At 42.6% G+C, this 15,822-nt stretch carries 14 protein-coding genes; all 14 read left to right on the top strand.

Annotated features, from left to right (window positions below):
* Positions 1–66 precede the first annotated feature (66 nt).
* The 14 genes from nuoC (at position 67) to F967_RS10660 (ending at position 15,813) form a co-directional block, all read left to right on the top strand.
* A complete protein-coding gene (gene nuoC, locus F967_RS10725) occupies positions 67–1,854 on the top strand; it encodes an NADH-quinone oxidoreductase subunit C/D (RefSeq protein ID WP_004761911.1) in 1,788 nt (595 codons plus the stop codon).
* Positions 1,855–1,866: 12 nt separating this feature from the next.
* Positions 1,867–2,376, top strand: coding sequence for an NADH-quinone oxidoreductase subunit NuoE (gene nuoE / locus F967_RS10720; RefSeq protein WP_004675093.1), 510 nt, complete (start codon positions 1,867–1,869; stop codon positions 2,374–2,376).
* On the top strand, positions 2,373–3,698 hold the full coding sequence (nuoF, locus tag F967_RS10715; RefSeq protein WP_004799822.1) for an NADH-quinone oxidoreductase subunit NuoF: 1,326 nt from the start codon (positions 2,373–2,375) through the stop codon (positions 3,696–3,698). Before nuoE ends, nuoF begins: the two co-directional genes overlap by 4 nt.
* Before the next feature lie 11 nt (positions 3,699–3,709).
* Positions 3,710–6,394, top strand: a complete 2,685-nt coding sequence (gene nuoG, locus F967_RS10710) for an NADH-quinone oxidoreductase subunit NuoG (protein ID WP_004799818.1) — start codon at positions 3,710–3,712, stop codon at positions 6,392–6,394.
* A gap of 3 nt (positions 6,395–6,397) precedes the next feature.
* The gene (gene nuoH / locus F967_RS10705) at positions 6,398–7,414 is read left to right on the top strand and encodes an NADH-quinone oxidoreductase subunit NuoH (protein ID WP_004761907.1); all 1,017 of its coding nucleotides are present in this window, start codon (positions 6,398–6,400) and stop codon (positions 7,412–7,414) included.
* Between the two features lie 18 nt (positions 7,415–7,432).
* On the top strand, positions 7,433–7,975 hold the full coding sequence (gene nuoI / locus F967_RS10700; RefSeq protein ID WP_004663751.1) for an NADH-quinone oxidoreductase subunit NuoI: 543 nt from the start codon (positions 7,433–7,435) through the stop codon (positions 7,973–7,975).
* On the top strand, positions 7,975–8,493 hold the full coding sequence (nuoJ, locus tag F967_RS10695) for an NADH-quinone oxidoreductase subunit J (RefSeq protein WP_171063108.1): 519 nt from the start codon (positions 7,975–7,977) through the stop codon (positions 8,491–8,493). The genes nuoI and nuoJ overlap by 1 nt, the downstream gene beginning before the upstream one ends.
* Positions 8,493–8,801 carry an NADH-quinone oxidoreductase subunit NuoK gene (nuoK, locus tag F967_RS10690; protein WP_004638057.1) on the top strand — a complete coding sequence of 103 codons (309 nt, stop codon included), beginning with the start codon at positions 8,493–8,495 and terminating at the stop codon, positions 8,799–8,801. Before nuoJ ends, nuoK begins: the two co-directional genes overlap by 1 nt.
* Positions 8,798–10,693, top strand: a complete 1,896-nt coding sequence (gene nuoL, locus F967_RS10685; protein WP_004663747.1) for an NADH-quinone oxidoreductase subunit L — start codon at positions 8,798–8,800, stop codon at positions 10,691–10,693. The genes nuoK and nuoL overlap by 4 nt, the downstream gene beginning before the upstream one ends.
* 1 nt (position 10,694) lies before the next feature.
* Positions 10,695–12,293 (top strand): NADH-quinone oxidoreductase subunit M, encoded by a 1,599-nt coding sequence (gene nuoM / locus F967_RS10680; RefSeq protein WP_004799814.1) that lies wholly within the window; start codon positions 10,695–10,697, stop codon positions 12,291–12,293.
* Positions 12,294–12,296: 3 nt separating this feature from the next.
* Positions 12,297–13,793: an NADH-quinone oxidoreductase subunit NuoN gene (nuoN, locus tag F967_RS10675; protein ID WP_004799812.1), complete on the top strand. Its 1,497-nt coding sequence runs from the start codon at positions 12,297–12,299 to the stop codon at positions 13,791–13,793.
* Between the two features lie 107 nt (positions 13,794–13,900).
* A complete protein-coding gene (upp, locus tag F967_RS10670; RefSeq protein ID WP_004799803.1) occupies positions 13,901–14,536 on the top strand; it encodes a uracil phosphoribosyltransferase in 636 nt (211 codons plus the stop codon).
* 117 nt (positions 14,537–14,653) lie between these two features.
* Positions 14,654–14,947, top strand: a complete 294-nt coding sequence (locus tag F967_RS10665) for a cold shock domain-containing protein (protein ID WP_004799801.1) — start codon at positions 14,654–14,656, stop codon at positions 14,945–14,947.
* A 188-nt stretch (positions 14,948–15,135) separates the two neighbouring features.
* The gene (locus F967_RS10660) at positions 15,136–15,813 is read left to right on the top strand and encodes an excalibur calcium-binding domain-containing protein (RefSeq protein WP_004682946.1); all 678 of its coding nucleotides are present in this window, start codon (positions 15,136–15,138) and stop codon (positions 15,811–15,813) included.
* The last annotated feature ends 9 nt before the right edge of the window (positions 15,814–15,822 follow it).

Genomic DNA, 15,822 nt, shown 5'->3' with positions numbered 1-15,822 from the left:
ATGTCTGATATAGATGTGATCATCGGGAAAATTGCCAGAATTTGTATTAAATAGGAAGCCAAGCCAATGGCTGAAACTGACATTGCTATGCCAGAGTCAACGCAAGTTGATTCACGCCCAGCATTTGCAATCGTAGAAGACCTCAAAACCAAATTTGGTGAGAACTTCTATGTGCAGGCGACTTTTGAAGAGTTTCCAACAGTCTGGGTTGAGCGCGCACGCGTGCAAGAAGTCCTTATGTTCCTCCGTAAAGTGGAACGTCCTTATGTGATGTTGTTTGACTTATCTGCAGTTGATGAGCGTTTACGTGTTCATCGTGATGGTTTACCAGCCTCAGACTTTACTGTGTTTTATCACTTGTTATCGCTTGAGCGTAATAGTGATATTCGTATTAAAGTTGCATTAAATGAAAGTGATTTAAGCATCCCAACCGCAACCAATATTTGGCCAAATGCCAACTGGTACGAGCGTGAAGCTTACGATATGTTTGGTATCGATTTCGCAGGGCATCCGATGCTCCGTCGTATCTTGTTACCAACTTATTGGGAAGGTCATCCATTACGTAAAGAATATTCTGCGCGTGCGACAGAATATACGCCGTATATGCAGAATCAAGCGAAACAGGATTTTGAACAAGAACACCTACGCTTTGTGCCTGAAGACTGGGGTCTAAAACGCGGCAATGCTGATGAAGACTTCATGTTCTTGAACTTAGGTCCTAACCATCCATCTGCACACGGTGCGTTCCGTGTGGTATTGCAGTTGGACGGTGAAGAAGTGAAAGACTGTGTACCTGATATTGGTTATCACCACCGTGGTGTGGAAAAGATGGCTGAACGTCAGACATGGCATTCATTTATTCCTTATACCGATCGTGTTGACTACTTAGGTGGTTGTGCGCAAAACATGCCTTATGTGATGGCGGTTGAGCAGCTTGCTGGTATTAAAGTACCTGAGCGTGCGCAAGTGATTCGTGTGATGTTAAACGAATTATTCCGTATCAATAACCACTTGTTATTTTGTGGTACAGCGATTCAGGATGCGGGTGGTATGACCCCTGTATTCTATATGTTCGCAGACCGTCAAAAAGTCTATGACATCGTTGAAGCGATCACGGGTTACCGTATGCATCCAGCATGGTTCCGTATTGGTGGTACGGCACATGACCTTCCAAACAACTGGCAAAAACTTGTTAAAGAATTGCTGGAGTGGATGCCAAAACGTTTGAACGAGTACTACACTGCCGCACTTAAAAACTCAGTATTTATTGGTCGTACCCGCAATGTTGCGCAATACGATGCTAAATCCGCGTTGGCGTGGGGTGTGACGGGTACGGGTTTACGTGCGACGGGTATTGATTTTGACGTTCGTAAATATCGTCCATACAGTGGTTATGAAAACTTCGACTTTGATATTCCTGTGGAATATGAAGGCGATGCATATGCACGTGTCCTGGTTCACTTCCGTGAAATTACTGAGTCGTTGAAAATTATTCAACAGTGCTTGGACAACATGCCATCTGGTCCTTATAAAGCGGATCATCCACTGGCTGTTCCACCACCGAAAGATAAGACATTACAAGATATTGAAACCTTGATTACGCACTTCTTGAGCGTGTCTTGGGGTCCTGTCATGCCTGCAGGTGAGTCATCATTTATGACTGAAGTGGTGAAAGGTGCGAGTACTTATTACTTGACTTCAGATAAGTCAACCATGAGTTACCGTACTCGTATTCGTACGCCGACCTTCACGCATTTGCAGCAAATGCCTTCTGTGATTAATGGCAGTTTGGTTTCTGACTTGATCATTTATTTGGCGACCATTGACGTGGTTATGGCTGACGTGGATCGCTAGGGGTAAACGATTATGATGATTTTGACTGATAAAAAACCTCGTGTGAATGTTGAAGGGATTTTGACCGCTGAAGAAATCCATGACATTGAACATCATATTGATCACTATCCATATCCACGTGCGGCATCATTGGATGCATTAAAATGCGTACAACGTCGTAATGGTTGGGTAGATGACGCTCAAATGAATGCGATTGCACAATTGTTGACAATCAGTGTGGCGGATTTAGAGGGTGTAGCAACGTTCTATAACCGTATTTATCGCCAACCTGTAGGTCGTCATGTGATTTTGTTATGTGACTCAATTGCATGTTTCTTGATGGGTGCAGAAACTTTAGCAGAAGCATTTCAGCGAGAGTTAGGCATCCAGTATGGACAAACCACAGCAGATGGTCGTTTCACCTTGCTCCCAATTTGCTGTTTAGGCAACTGTGATAAAGGTCCAACGTTAATGATTGATGAAGATACTCACGGTTTAGTGGATGTGTCATCAGTTAAACAGTTATTGGAGAAGTATGTATGAATACTGAACCAAAACCAATTTATGGCGACGGTAATCCAGAAACTCATCCACTCACTTGGCGTTTAAGCAAGCAACAACATGTGCGTAGTGCAGATGACTACGAAGCGCTTGAGGGTTATGCGGGCTTTAAAAAAGCACTGAGTATGAAGCCTGCCGAAGTGTTGGAAGTAGTGAAAGCTGCAACGGTTAAAGGTCGTGGTGGTGCAGGTTTCCCAGCTGGAATTAAATGGTCGTTGATGGCGCCAAATGATGGTGGTCCACGCTATTTAATTTGTAATGCTGATGAAATGGAACCAGGTACCTTTAAAGACCGTTTGTTGATGGAAAAACTTCCACATCAATTAATCGAAGGTATGTTGATCGCAGGTTATACCCTTGAAGCAACGCATGGTTATATCTTCATTCGTGGTGAATACATCGAAGCAGCTCAATACTTAAATGAAGCATTAGAGCAAGTTCGTGCCAAAGGTTACTTGGGTGAAAACATCCTCGGTACTGGTTGGAACTTTGAGATGTATGTTCACACGGGTGCAGGGCGTTATATTTGTGGTGAAGAAACTGCATTGATTAACTCGCTTGAAGGTCGTCGTGCCAATCCTCGTACTAAGCCGCCATTCCCGCAAGTGGCAGGGGCTTGGGGTCGTCCAACGATTGTCAACAACGTCGAAACCTACAATAACTTGCCAGCAATCATGTTGCGTGGGCCAGAGTGGTACATCAACCTGTCAGCGCATAAATCTAAAGATCCAGGTACTAAGATTTATGGTGCATCAGGTAAGGTGAAATTCCCGGGACTTTGGGAACTTCCTTTTGGTACAACTGCGCGCGAAGTGATTGAAGATCATGCGGGTGGTATGCGTGACGGTCTAACACTGAAAGCATGGTTACCGGGTGGCGCATCAACAGATTTCTTGGCGGCTGAACATATTGACTTGCCAATGGACGCTGAAAGCATCATGAAAGCAGGTTCACGTTTAGGAACATGTTTGTTGATGGTGGTGGATGAAACCCAATGTATGGTCTCTGCAACGCGTAACTTAGAAGAGTTCTTTGCACGTGAATCATGTGGTTTCTGTACACCGTGCCGTGATGGTTTACCTTGGGCAGTCAAAGCGCTGAAAGCACTCGAAACAGGTACAGGTAAGAAAGAAGATATCGATCATTTACAAGAACTGACGCGTAAATTATGGATCGGTAAAACTTTCTGTGCTCACGCACCGGGTGCGATGGAGCCGCTTATGGGCGCATTAAAATATTTCCGCCATGAGTTTGAAGCAAAGGTTAAAACCCATGCTGCTGCTCTTGACGTAGAACAAGCTTAAGGAATTCGACTATGGCTACAATTCATGTCGATGGAAAATCGTATGAAGTCAATGGCTCTGAAAACTTGCTGCAAGCATGTCTCAGCCTTGGTATCGACATCCCGTATTTTTGTTGGCACCCATCCTTAGGTTCTGTTGGTTCTTGTCGTCAATGTGCTGTTACGCAATATAATAATGCGGAAGATACACGTGGGCGCTTAGTCATGTCTTGTATGACACCAGCTGCTGACAATACCTTTATTTCCATTGAAGACAAAGAAGCAACGGATTTTCGTGCATCAATCGTTGAATTCTTGATGACCAACCACCCACATGACTGTCCAGTCTGTGAAGAAGGTGGTCACTGTCATTTACAAGATATGACGGTGATGACACAACACGATCGTCGTCGCTATCGCTTCACGAAGCGTACCCATCATAATCAAGAGTTGGGTTCGTTTATTGCACACGAAATGAACCGCTGTATCGCGTGCTATCGTTGTGTGCGTTACTACAAAGATTATGCGGGTGGTACCGACTTTGGTGTTTATGCGAATGCATCACGTGTTTATTTCGGTCGTCCAGAATCAGGAACTTTAGAGTCTGAATTTTCTGGTAATTTGACTGAAGTCTGTCCGACTGGTGTATTTACTGATAAGACTCATTCAGCACGTTATAACCGTAAGTGGGACATGCAATATGCACCAAGCGTATGCCAAGGCTGTTCTTCAGGCTGTAACATCTCACCAGGTGAGCGTTATGGCGAAATCCGTCGTGTTGAAAACCGTTTCAATGGTTCAGTCAATCAATACTTCTTGTGTGATAAAGGTCGTTTCGGTACAGGTTATGTGAATCGTGCAGATCGTCCACGTCAACCACAGTTCCGTAATGGTGACACTGTTACAACCGTGAGTGTGGATCAAGCACTTGATCAAGTCATTGCTCAACTAAAAGGCAAAAAAGTATTAGGTATTGGTTCACCACGCGCAAGCTTGGAATCAAACTATGTGCTACGTCAATTGGTTGGACAAGACAACTATTCAACTGGATTGTCTCAAAAAGAGCAAAATCTGGTTGAATTGGCTGCTTCAATCATGCAAACACAGGGTATTTACAACCCGAATATGCGTGAAATTGAAAGTTACGATGCGGTGTTGATCTTGGGTGAAGACTTAACTCAAACTGCGCCACGTATGGCTTTATCGGTTCGCCAAGCAGCGAAAAATAAAGCCAAAGAAATGGCTGCTGCTACGCGTACACCAGACTGGTTAGCTGAACCTGTACAACGTATTGGTCAAGAAGCAAAATCTCCAATCTATATTCTTGCTGCAACGCAAACACGTTTAGCGGATGTAGCGACGGGTGAAGTAGTTGCATCGCCAAATGACATTGCTCGTTTAGGTTTCGCGATTGCTGCTGCGCTTAAAGGTGAAGCGCTGACTGGTTTGGCTGATGATGCAAAAGCGTTTGCACAAACCATTGCAGATACCTTGAAAGCAGCGAAAAAGCCTTTGATTATTTCTGGTACGAGTTTACAAGATCCTGCGATCATCGAAGCTGCGGCTCAAGTCGCTTTAAATCTAGGCGAAAATGCAGGTTTATCATTGACTGTTCCTGAAGTGAACTCAATGGGCTTAGCATTATTCGGTGGCTTAAGTTTAGAGCAAGCTTTTGCCCAGGATTATGATGCCGTAGTTGTGGTTGAAAATGATCTAACTCGTCGTTTGCCAGTCGCTCAAGTAAAAGCTGCGCTTGATAAAGCTCAAACTGTGATCGTATTAGATCACAGCGAAACTGAGACTGTGAAGCTTGCAGATATCGTTCTTTCAGCAGCAAGCTTTGCTGAGGGTGATGGCACTGTCGTGAGTCAAGAAGGTCGTGCGCAACGTTTCTATCAAGTGTATGACCCAAGCTACTACAAGCCTGAATATGCGATCAAGGAATCATGGCGTTGGTTACATGCTGTTGAGACAGGTCTTAAAGGTAAAGCAGTCGATTGGACATTGCTTGATGATGTAATTGATGACATCGTGAAGAATGTACCAGTACTTGAAGCGATTCAAGATGTTGCACCAGATGCAGGCTACCGTGTACATGGTTTGAAAATTGCACGTGAGCCACGTCGTTACTCAGGTCGTACCGCAATGCGTGCGGGAATCTCTGTACACGAACCGAAGCAACCTGTTGATTTAGACTCAGCATTAACATTCTCTATGGAAGGTTATGTGGGTAATCAGACAGCATCGTCTTTAGTACCTTTCGCATGGGCTGCGGGTTGGAACTCGCCACAAGCGTGGAATAAGTACCAAGATGAAGTCGGTGGTCACTTAAAAGGTGGTGATTCGGGTGTGCGTTTATTCGATCGCTTAGCAAAACGTCCTGCACGTAGCTATGTTGCACCGACTGCCGTGGTTGTGAATCCTGAAAGCTTCCGTCTTGTGCCAATGCACCATATCTTTGGTTCTGGTGAATTCACCATTAAAACACCAGCAATGGAATCACGTATTCCTGAAGCGATGTTTGCCGTGGGTGAACATGATGCGACGCGCTTAAATGTTCAAAATGGTCAACGTATTACCGTGAAAGCAGGTGAAACGAGCATCAGCTTACCTGTACAAGTCATCGAATATTTACCAACAGGTTATATTGGTTATCCAATTGGTCTAGCGCCAACCGTTTCATTGGCAGAGCCTGTGTCTGTGGCAGTAGGAGTGTAATTCATGAATCAAGAAATTATACGTCAAACGCCACTTTGGGCTGAGAACTGGCCAATCGCTTATTCAGTGATTCAAGCAGTTGTGATCCTGTTGGTGGTGGTTTTGGTTGCTGCGTTAATGTCATTTATTGAGCGTCGTCTCTTGGCATTATGGCAAGACCGTTATGGTCCAAACCGTGTTGGTCCGGGTGGTATGTTCCAGATCGTTGCCGACATGCTCAAGATCATGTTCAAAGAAGACTGGACACCAAAGTTTGCCGACAAGCTGACTTTTCGTTTAGCACCAGCAGTTGCCATGGCAACTGCGGTACTTTCGTTTATGGTCATCCCAGTAAGTCCTACACTGGGCGTTGCGGATATGAGTATCGGTCTATTGTTTTTTATGGCAATGGCAGGTATCGCAGTTTATGCCGTGTTATTTGGTGGTTGGGCGTCTAACAACAAATACTCATTACTCGGTGGTCTTCGTTCTGCTGCTCAAACTATTTCTTATGAAGTGTTCTTGGGCATCTCATTGATGGGTGTGGTTGCGATTGCAGGCTCATTCAATCTACGTGAAATCGTTGAAGCTCAACGTGATGTTTGGTTTGTTATTCCACAGTTTTTAGGTTTCTTAATCTTTGTGGTTGCAGGCGTTGCGGTGACGCATCGTCACCCGTTTGACCAACCAGAAGCTGAGCAAGAATTGGCTGAGGGTTATCACGTTGAATATGGTGGTATGAAGTGGGGGATGTTCTTCGTTGCGGAATATGTGAACGTGGTTTTAATCTCTGCACTGATCGTAACGTTATTCTTCGGCGGTTGGCTTGCACCATTTAACTTGGAAATTCCATTTGTTCCACCCGTTTTTTGGTTCGTGATTAAAACAGCATTCTTTGTAATGATGTTTGTATTGGCGCGTGGTTCTTTAATGCGTCCACGTTATGACCAAGTGATGAATTTTGGTTGGAAAGTTTGTTTGCCATTGGCGTTGGTCAACTTGTTAGTGACTGGTGCTGTGATTCTGATGAATCAGGCCTAGGACAGCAGGGAGTACAAAATGTATAAAATTCTAGCTGGATTTGGATCGATTGTCCGTTCGTTGTGGATGGTGTTTAGCCATGTAACACGTAAACGCGACACGATTTTATATCCAGAAGTACCAGCTGAACAAATTGTGCCTCCACGCTTTCGTGGTCGTATTATCTTGACGCGCGATCCAGATGGTGAAGAGCGTTGTGTGGCATGTAACCTTTGTGCGGTTGCATGTCCTGTTGGCTGTATTTCATTACAAAAAGCGGAAAAAGAGGATGGACGTTGGTATCCAGAATTTTTCCGTATTAACTTTTCACGCTGCATTTTCTGCGGTATGTGTGAAGAAGCTTGTCCTACAACTGCAATTCAGATGACGCCTGATTTTGAACTTGCTGAATATGTACGCCAAGACTTGGTTTATGAAAAAGAAAACTTATTGATTTCTGGCCCAGGCAAATATCCTGACTATAACTTCTACCGTGTCACTGGTATGGCAGTAAATGGTAAGGAAAAAGGTCAGGCACAAAAAGAAAGTGCGCCAGTTGATGTACGGAGCTTATTACCATGATGTGGCCATTTTATTTGATGGCACTTGTGGCCATCGTATCGACAATACGTGTTGTGACAAATACGAATCCCGTACATGCTCTTTTAAGTTTAATCGTTTCTTTACTTGCTGTTGCTGGTATTTTCATGATCGTGGGTGCGCCTTTTGCTGGTGCACTTGAGATTATTGTTTATGCGGGTGCAATCATGGTGTTGTTCGTCTTCGTGGTCATGATGTTGAACCTTGGACAAGATACCATTGAACAAGAACGTAAATGGTTAACCTCTGATGCATGGGCTTATCCAGCCATGTTGAGCTTTATTTTAGGCTTGATTTTGGTATGGATGTTGGGTGGAGAATACACCACGATTTCTGCACCATTAGGTACAGCAATTGTAGGTCCTAAAGCAGTCGGTCAAGCATTATTTACGCATTATCTATTATTGGTAGAAGTTGCCGCGATGTTATTGCTTGCAGCCTTAGTTGCTGCATATCACCTTGGCAAACGTGAACCAAGTGCAGAAGAGGATAAAGAATAATGGGACACATCCCTTTAGAACATGGTTTGATCGTTGCAACCATCCTTTTTGCACTCGGTTTTTACGGTGTAATGGTGCGACGCAACCTATTATTTATGCTAATGAGCCTTGAAGTGATGATGAATGCTGCTGCATTGGCATTTGTTTTGGCAGGTAGTGTTTGGGCTCAACCAGATGGACAAGTGATGTTCATTTTGATCCTAACGCTTGCTGCTGCCGAGGCGTGTATTGGTCTTGCGATCGTCCTTCAGTTTTATCATCGCTTCCATCACTTGGATGTGGATGCTGCTAGTGAGATGCGCGGATGAGTACATTATATTTAACCGTTTTATTCCCGCTCATTGGTTTTATCCTGTTAGCGGCAGGGCGTAACAAACTGTCTGAAAATGTCGCTGCCATTATTGGTGTCGGTTCAGTGGGTTTATCTGCCTTATTTGCTTTAATCGCTGGCCTTGCCTTTACCAGCAGTGGCCAAACCGTTTTTGTCCAACACTTATGGACGTGGTTCAGTGTTGGTGGTTTTGAGCCAGGCATCAGCTTGCACCTTGATGGCTTGTCATTATTGATGACAGGTATGATTACAGGTGTTGGTTTTCTGATTCATATCTTTGCATCATGGTATATGCGTGGTGAAGAAGATTACGCACGTTTCTTCTCTTATTTCAACTTATTCGTTGCCAGCATGTTGTTGTTGGTACTCGGCGATAACTTGGCGTTATTGTTCTTAGGTTGGGAAGGCGTAGGTCTGTGTTCATACCTCTTGATTGGTTTCTACTACTCAAACCCTGCAAATGGTTGGGCAGCAATCAAAGCATTCACCGTAACCCGTGTAGGTGATGTGTTCTTACTCATTGCATTGTTCTTGCTGTATCAACAGTTTGGTACATTGAATACACAGTACATTGTTGAACATGCAGCGACTGTGATGACGCAAAGCTCATCATTGTCGATTTGGACAGCATTGATGTTGTTCTTGGGTGCGGCAGGTAAATCAGCACAAATTCCATTACAAACTTGGTTAGCGGATGCGATGGCGGGTCCTACACCAGTATCTGCATTGATCCACGCTGCAACAATGGTGACAGCGGGTGTGTACTTATGCTGCCGTATGTTCTCTGTGATGGAAATGGCACCAGAAGTAATGCAGTTCATCTCGATTACAGGTGCAGTAACCTTACTTGTAGCTGGTTTTGCCGCATTGGTGCAAACCGATATCAAACGTATCTTGGCTTACTCAACCATGAGTCAGCTCGGTTATATGTTTATGGCGGTGGGTGCTGAGGCGTATCAAGCTGGTTTATTCCATATGCTTGCTCACGCATTCTTCAAGGCGTTATTGTTCCTTTCTTCAGGTGCAGTGATTCTTGCATGTCATCACGAACAAAACATTTTCAAAATGGGTGGATTACGTAAAAAGATTCCATTTGTATTCTGGTGTTTCGTCATCGGTGGTGGTGCGTTAGCTGCACTTCCAATCGTAACAGTTGGCTTCTTCTCTAAAGATGCCATCTTAGGTGCAGTATATGCACAGTCTACGATCGCAAACCTTCCACTTTATAATACGTTGTATTGGGTGGGTGTAGCGGGTGCATTCTTAACGTCTATCTATACGTTCCGTTTAATCTGGGTGGTATTCTTTGGCGAAGAAAAAACCCATGCACATGCCATTCATGGCGTGACTTACTGGGCACCGCTTGCAATTCTTGCGACCTTATCAACAGGTGTTGGTTATTTCTTGCAAGCACCTGTTGCAAAATTATTGACTGCTGCAAGTATTCCAAGCTTTGTTGTTCCTGAAGCTTTAGAAGAAGCGGTTGCACATGCAGAACATTTAGCAAGTGGTGTTGCCCTTGTTGGTTTAGTTGTTGGTATTTTCTTATTTGCCTTTGCGTATGGTGCGGTTAAATCATTTGCTCAAACATCTTTGGGTTCTGGTTTAGCACATATTTGCCGTACCGCATTTGGTTTTGATGCTTTGTATGACATCGTTTTTGTAAAACCATATTTATTGATTGCGAAAATCTTAGGTCGTGATCCAATTGATGGTTTATGGTTAGTGCTACCTGCACTTGTGAAAGGTGGGAATAGCTTTACAAGTTCGCGTCAAACAGGTTCATTGCGTGAATACGCATCAAGCATGTCACTCGGTGTAGTGGTATTATTGATGATCTTGATCGTGATTCAGGTTGTGGGGAAATAAAATGGAAAATAATTTAATTTTACCCGCACTGATTTTAGTTCCTTTCATTGCTGGTTTTATTTGTTGGTTGGTTGATAAATTTGACCAACATTTGCCACGCTGGATTGCCTTGATTGGTATGCTCATTACCTTTGGTTTGGGTATTGCACTATGGCAAACTGGTACATATAGCTATGAGTTGGGCGGAAAGGTTCCAACCTGGGCAGCTGAATTCCATCTTCCATGGATTCAGACTTTAGGGATTAGTATTCACTTGGCTGTGGATGGCTTATCTTTACTCATGGTTTTACTGACTGCATTACTAGGTGTGATTGCTGTTGGTTGTTCATGGGGTGAAATTCAAAAGAATGTTGGTTTCTTCCACTTAAACCTCCTTTGGAGTTTGGGTGGGGTCATTGGTGTATTTCTTGCAATTGACCTGTTCCTGTTCTTCTTCTTCTGGGAGATGATGTTGGTGCCAGTCTACTTCCTGATTGCACTATGGGGACATTCAGGTTCGAATGGTCGTTCACGTGTTTACGCTGCAACCAAGTTCTTCCTGTATACGCAAATTGCTGGCTTGATCATGTTGATCGGTATCTTAGGCCTGGTGGTCTATGGATACATGATGACAGGTATGATTGGTTTCGATTACAACTATTTATTGGCTGTTGCGAACCACTTGCCGCCTGAAGTTGCCTATGCATTCATGCTGTGTTTCTTCATTGGTTTTGCGGTGAAATTACCAGTATTCCCATTACACGGTTGGTTACCTGATGCGCATGCACAAGCACCAACAGCGGGTTCTGTGGACTTGGCGGGTATTTTGATTAAAACCGCAGCGTATGGTCTGCTTCGTTTTGTGATTCCATTCTTCCCAACAGCATCAGCACAGTTTGCTGATATTGCAATCATTTTGGGTCTGATTGGTATTTTCTACGGTGCATTCTTAGCCTACCAACAAACAGACATGAAACGTCTGCTTGCGTATACGTCTATTTCACACATGGGTTTCATTTTACTTGCAATCTATGCAGGTAATATTCTGACTTTCCAAGGTCTGATGATCATGATGTTGGCACATGGCTTGTCATCTGCTGCATTGTTCATTATGTCTGGTCAGGTCTATGAACGTTTACATACCCGTGATTTACGTTTAATGGGTGGTCTTCGTGGCCAACTGCAATACTTGCCATTCTTCCTGATGTTCTTTGTTGCAGCGCTTGTCGGTGTACCAGGTCTAGGTAACTTTATTGGTGAATTCCTGATTCTTATGGGTTCATTTAAAGCTTTTCCAGCCTTCACCATCATAGCTGCAGTCAGTTTAGTATTTGCAGGTCTTTACGGTCTGATTCTGATTCACAAAGCACTTTTTGGCGAACCAAATGCTGAACAAAAGCAACACTATACGAGCCCACTGAAAGATTTATCACTACGTGAAGTGAGCATTTTGATGATCTGTGTGATCGGTTTACTTTGGTTAGGACTTTACCCACAAACATTCTTGGATGTATCGCATTCAAGCATGCAATGGTTAGTCAATAGTTATATGCCAGTACAAGAAGTTGTCGAAACTGTTCAACAGACTGCGACTCAACTTGAACAAGTGGAGATGCGATAAACCATGAACTTCACACTTTCTTTTTCTGAGCTTATGCCACTTGCCCCTGTGATGATTGTGGCATTGACTGCAGTTGTTGTGATGTTATTGATTGCGATTAAACGTAATCATAATCTGATTGCAACAACGACAGTTGTGGGTCTAAACCTTTCTGTAATTCTAATTGCATATACCATGTTTAGCGGGCACTTTGTCCCTGCGAACGTGATGGGCATGTTTATGGTTGATCCATTTACCATGCTCTACCAATTCCTGATTTTGATTGCTGCTTTGGCTTGTAGCACACTTTCACATGCGTACATTGAAACGTATAAAGATAATCGTGAAGAACTTTATATCTTGTTACTTTGTTCTGTAGCAGGTGCAATGCTATTGGTTGCAAGTTCTCATTACGCTGCTTTCTTTATTAGCTTAGAGTTAATGTCAATTCCTGTGTATGGTATGTTGGCTTATACGCATCAACGTAGCCAATCTTTAGAAGCGGGAATTAAGTATCTTGTACTTTCAGCAACTGCATCTGCGATGTTGTTGATGGGTATGGCATATATCTATGCGTATACAGGTTCATTGTCATTCTATGATTCTGTTCAAACTTTGATGACTGCGATCAAGCAACCAATGGTGCTATTAGGTCTAGGTCTCATTATCTTTGCCGTTGCATTTAAGCTTTCACTTGCACCATTCCATAAATGGACGCCTGATGTGTATGCGGGTGCACCAGCACCTATGGCGACATTCCTGGCAACGGCGGCGAAAGTTGCAACGATTGGTTTGTTTGTACGTTACTTATTAAGTTCTGGTGCAATCTTAGTTGAACCAATAGTGACTGTTTTGACAGTTATTGCTGTGTTATCAATTTTGGTCGGTAACTTACTTGCAGTACGTCAAGTTAACTTAAAACGCATCCTTGGCTATTCATCAATTGCACACTTTGGTTATTTGTTGATTGCTTTGATTAGTATGACGTATGCAAGTTTAGGCAGTGTAACGGTTTATGTGATTACTTATGTATTTACAACAATCGGTGCATTTGGTGCAGTTGCGTTAATGTCTAGTCCATATAACAATGTTGATGAAGCACAAAGTCTTGCAGACTACCGTGGTTTGTTCTGGCGTCGTCCGATCTTGACTGCAACATTGACCGTGATGATGTTGTCATTAGCAGGGATTCCATTAACTGCAGGTTTTATTGGGAAATTCCTTGTGATAATGGCTGCTGTAACAACTCAACATTGGTTCTTGGCTGCAATGGTCGTTGTAGGAAGTGGTATAGGCTTATACTACTACTTACGTGTGATGGTGGTGATGTATATGACACCGCCAGATGTTCCACGTATTGATGCTGATGCACATTGGGGAACTAAAGTTGGTGGTATCATGGTACTCGGTGCCGCATTACTTGTACTACTTCTGGGCATCTATCCAGACCCAATGATCAATTTAGCATTGAAGTCAGAAATTCTTTCTCCATTGCATTTCATGTTGTCTCAACAACAATAATGATTTGATTTGTACAAAAAAGCCTCCAAAAATTGGGGGCTTTTTTAATGAAGAGTAAAAAAACACTCTATAATACTCAAAGATTAATATTAGTTAGGTACTTACTCGTGTCTATTCAGGAAATTCGCCATCCGTTGATTCGCCATAAACTTGGTCTGCTCCGTCGTTCAGACATCAGCACAAAGAACTTCCGTGAATTGGCGCAAGAAGTCACGATGTTACTCACTTATGAAGCAACTAAGGATCTGCCTGTTGTCGATCATGAAATTGATGGTTGGGCAGGTAAAGTTTCGACTCAACGTATCGCAGGCAAGAAAATTACCATTGTTCCTATCTTGCGTGCTGGAATTGGTATGCTTGAAGGCGTACTGAACCTGATTCCAAGTGCCAAAGTGAGTGTCTTGGGTTTAGAGCGTGATGAGGCGACTTTAGAAGTTCGTACTTACTATAAAAAATTAGTACCTGATGTTGCGAATCGCTTAGCGATGATTATTGATCCAATGCTGGCTACGGGTAATTCACTTATTGCGGCAATTGATGTGCTTAAAGCAAGTGGTTGTAAAGATATACGTGTTATGGTTTTGGTTGCTGCACCTGAAGGTGTTGCAAAAGTAGAAGCTGCGCACCCTGATGTACGTATCTATACGGCATCGATTGATCAAGGTTTGAATGAGGATGGCTATATCGTTCCAGGCCTTGGTGATGCGGGTGATAAGATTTTTGGTAGTGTTCAAAAAGATTAATTTTTGAAAATATGCTTAAAAAAGAGACTTAATCCAACCGTACTGTTTTCAGGGGAGGATTTAAAGTCTCTTTTTTTATATACTGAAATACAGTACTTGCAAAATTAGGTGAATGTCATGAAAAAAGAATTTTATCAGGGAAAAGTTAAACAATATAATCCAGACAAAGGGTTTGGTTTTATTGCAACTGCTGAAGGCGAGATCTTTTTTCATATTTCAGATTTTCCTGCATCGGAAGGTGAGCCGAAACGAAATGAAAAAGTAAAATTTGTAGCCCTAGAAAATAATGGAAAATTTAAAGCAGTACAAATTGAACGAATAGATCCGAATCCTGCAAAAACTAAAAAAAATAAAATATTGGCTCACAATGAATCGATTACATCAGAATTGTTATCAAACTTTCGGCGTTAGGAGAATGCATGATGAATCGCTCATCAGCAAATAAAAATACTTGCTTTGGCTTTATCGCTGTCCAACAGCGCAGCATTATTTTTTGTGATGATGTCAAATTTGATATATTACGTTGTGAATTTTTTAGGGTAATGTGATGCTAAAAACTGGAACAATTAAAAAATCTAATAAAGAGTGGGGTTTCCGTTATGCAAAGTGATATTGATATTGTAGTTACTCAAAGTAAGACTTTGGAAGCATTGCTAGAGCAAAAATTTGGTGCTACTGGGCGTGGGTTGCATGAAAAATTAAGTAGTATTGAATATCAGCTTGAAGCTGGGCTGGTGAAGAATATACGTTGGATAGCCACTATGCGTAATAAAGTGGTACATGAAAATTTCCAATTGACCAATCAAAATGACTTTTTAAGAAGTTGTCAGCGTGCTTTAGAGGGCTTACAAAACTCGCAGCATACAACGTCGGAACGTGTAAATTCCTCATCACGAAATTCATATAACACAACACCCAAACGTATCGTATCTCATTCAAGAAGAAAAACTAAACGAAAGAGTGAATCAGGTGGTTTTTTTGGGACAATCATTACAGTCATTATTTTTGGCATAATCGGCTATTTTGTGTATGGTTTTATTCAAGACTTTTTGCATCGTAATGAATTGACAAATCAACCTGTAATACAGGAAACCTTAAAAATAGCAAATACTCAAGCAGTAAGTAGCAATCCCAATCATTTTCAATGTGATGGGCGAACTCACTGTTCTCAAATGCGATCACTTGAAGAGGCACGTTGGTTTGTAAGAAATTGTCCAAATACACAAATGGATGGAAATAATGATGGTGAACCATGTGAAAATGATTCACGTTGGTAAAAAAAGATC

It is taken from the genome of Acinetobacter sp. CIP 102637, assembly GCF_000368425.1.
In the GTDB taxonomy this organism is placed as follows: domain Bacteria; phylum Pseudomonadota; class Gammaproteobacteria; order Pseudomonadales; family Moraxellaceae; genus Acinetobacter; species Acinetobacter parvus.
Note: the sequence above shows the minus strand (reverse complement) of the source record. Positions and strands in the feature narration are given on the sequence as shown.

Bases quoted from the DNA above. Each gene is read 5' to 3' on its own strand.
- nuoC (WP_004761911.1), top strand. From the start codon at position 67: ATGGCTGAAACTGACATTGCTATGCCAGAGTCAACGCAAGTTGATTCA.
- nuoE (WP_004675093.1), top strand. From the start codon at position 1,867: ATGATGATTTTGACTGATAAAAAACCTCGTGTGAATGTTGAAGGGATT.
- nuoF (WP_004799822.1), top strand. From the start codon at position 2,373: ATGAATACTGAACCAAAACCAATTTATGGCGACGGTAATCCAGAAACT.
- nuoG (WP_004799818.1), top strand. From the start codon at position 3,710: ATGGCTACAATTCATGTCGATGGAAAATCGTATGAAGTCAATGGCTCT.
- nuoH (WP_004761907.1), top strand. From the start codon at position 6,398: ATGAATCAAGAAATTATACGTCAAACGCCACTTTGGGCTGAGAACTGG.
- nuoI (WP_004663751.1), top strand. From the start codon at position 7,433: ATGTATAAAATTCTAGCTGGATTTGGATCGATTGTCCGTTCGTTGTGG.
- nuoJ (WP_171063108.1), top strand. From the start codon at position 7,975: ATGTGGCCATTTTATTTGATGGCACTTGTGGCCATCGTATCGACAATA.
- nuoK (WP_004638057.1), top strand. From the start codon at position 8,493: ATGGGACACATCCCTTTAGAACATGGTTTGATCGTTGCAACCATCCTT.
- nuoL (WP_004663747.1), top strand. From the start codon at position 8,798: ATGAGTACATTATATTTAACCGTTTTATTCCCGCTCATTGGTTTTATC.
- nuoM (WP_004799814.1), top strand. From the start codon at position 10,695: ATGGAAAATAATTTAATTTTACCCGCACTGATTTTAGTTCCTTTCATT.
- nuoN (WP_004799812.1), top strand. From the start codon at position 12,297: ATGAACTTCACACTTTCTTTTTCTGAGCTTATGCCACTTGCCCCTGTG.
- F967_RS10665 (WP_004799801.1), top strand. From the start codon at position 14,654: ATGAAAAAAGAATTTTATCAGGGAAAAGTTAAACAATATAATCCAGAC.
- F967_RS10660 (WP_004682946.1), top strand. From the start codon at position 15,136: ATGCAAAGTGATATTGATATTGTAGTTACTCAAAGTAAGACTTTGGAA.